The 1,481-nt window shown below is 54.4% G+C and carries 1 protein-coding gene; it reads left to right on the top strand.

The window, feature by feature from the left end:
* The first annotated feature begins 191 nt into the window (after window positions 1–191).
* A complete protein-coding gene (locus tag EPJ54_RS19615) occupies window positions 192–1,316 on the top strand; it encodes an IS481 family transposase (RefSeq protein ID WP_024073683.1) in 1,125 nt (374 codons plus the stop codon).
* The last annotated feature ends 165 nt before the right edge of the window (window positions 1,317–1,481 follow it).

Consider the following 1,481-nt stretch of genomic DNA (forward strand, 5'->3'; position numbering starts at 1 on the left):
AGCATTTGCGGCAGGCGGGGTGAGGTTTTTTTGGGGTGGGGTTGAGTACATATCCGTTATTTAGGTGACGGCCACTGGCGGTTCCGCCCTTACGGCGGGTCACTTTTGTGTATGGACCGGACACATGGTTGACGGGTGTGCGGGGACATGGTGGACACTTTTCGGCGAGCCAATTTCGCCGGAAAGCCATCATGCCCTGGGACACGAGAGATGCCATGAGCCTGAAAGAAGAGTTTGTTGCCTTAGCAGGGCAACCCGGCAGCAACAAACGAGAACTATGCCGACGGTTCGGTATCAGTCCGCAGACGGCTTACAAGTGGCTTAACCGCTACGCGACGCTCGGCCATTCAGGGCTGCAAGATAAATCCCGAAAACCGGCTACCAGCCCCAAGCTGACCACGCCGGCCCTGGAAGCGCAGGTCATAGCGCTCAGACAAGACCATCCAGCATGGGGTGGGCGCACGATCAGCAGCCTCTTGAAAAAGCAGATTGCTCCCAGCACCGTTACCAATGTCCTGCACCGGCACGGGCTGATTCAGCCGACTACGAAGGAGCAAGAGGCAAAGCTGAGGTTTGAACACGAGGCGCCCAACAATCTTTGGCAGATGGATTTCAAAGGGCATTTCCCGACGCAAGAAGGCAGATGCCATCCCCTGACTTTACTGGACGACCATTCACGTTTCAGTTTGGCTATTCAAGCTTGTGATAACGAGCGTGGAGCCACGGTGAAAGAAAGGTTGACCGAGGTATTCCAGCGCTTCGGATTACCGGCTCGCATCAACGTTGATAACGGACCGCCTTGGGGCTCTCCACGTAACCCTGGTGAAATCACAGAGCTGAGTATCTGGTTGATTCGTCTGGGTATTCGGATCAGTTTCAGCCGCCCTTACCACCCACAAACCAATGGAAAGATTGAGCGTTTCCATCGCTCACTCAAGGCCGAAGTACTTGAAGGGCGTCAGTTTTCCACGCTCAAGGAAGCTCAAGCAGCATTTGATCGGTGGCGTGATGTTTATAACCTGCAACGGCCCCATCAGGCGCTGGACTACAAGGTGCCTATGGACCGGTATAGAGCCAGCCCATGGGCTTATCCGCAACAGTTACCAACCTTTGAGTACGGACCGGACGACGTATTAGCCAAGGCTTATCACAGCCGTTTTCGTTTTCAGAAACGCTACTTCAGCATCGCCAAAGGTTTGGCTGGGCATCACATCGCAATACGGCCCAACACTGAAGGTGATGGACTGTTTGACGTGTTTTTCTGCCATCACTTCCTACGAACGATCGACGTGAGCAAACCTGACTATGGTCCATAATGTGTCAACCATGTCCCCGCACATGTGTCCACCATGTGTCCGGTCCATACACGATAGCCCATTGGGTGAACTGAAACTGGGGTGTGGCTGGTTGCCGGACGCCTGGCGCGAAAGTGATGACATCAGCTATGCGATTCGCGAAATCTGTCGCACCGATACCGGCGG

It is taken from the genome of Vitreimonas flagellata (assembly GCF_004634425.1).
Lineage (GTDB): Bacteria > Pseudomonadota > Alphaproteobacteria > Caulobacterales > Aquidulcibacteraceae > Vitreimonas > Vitreimonas flagellata.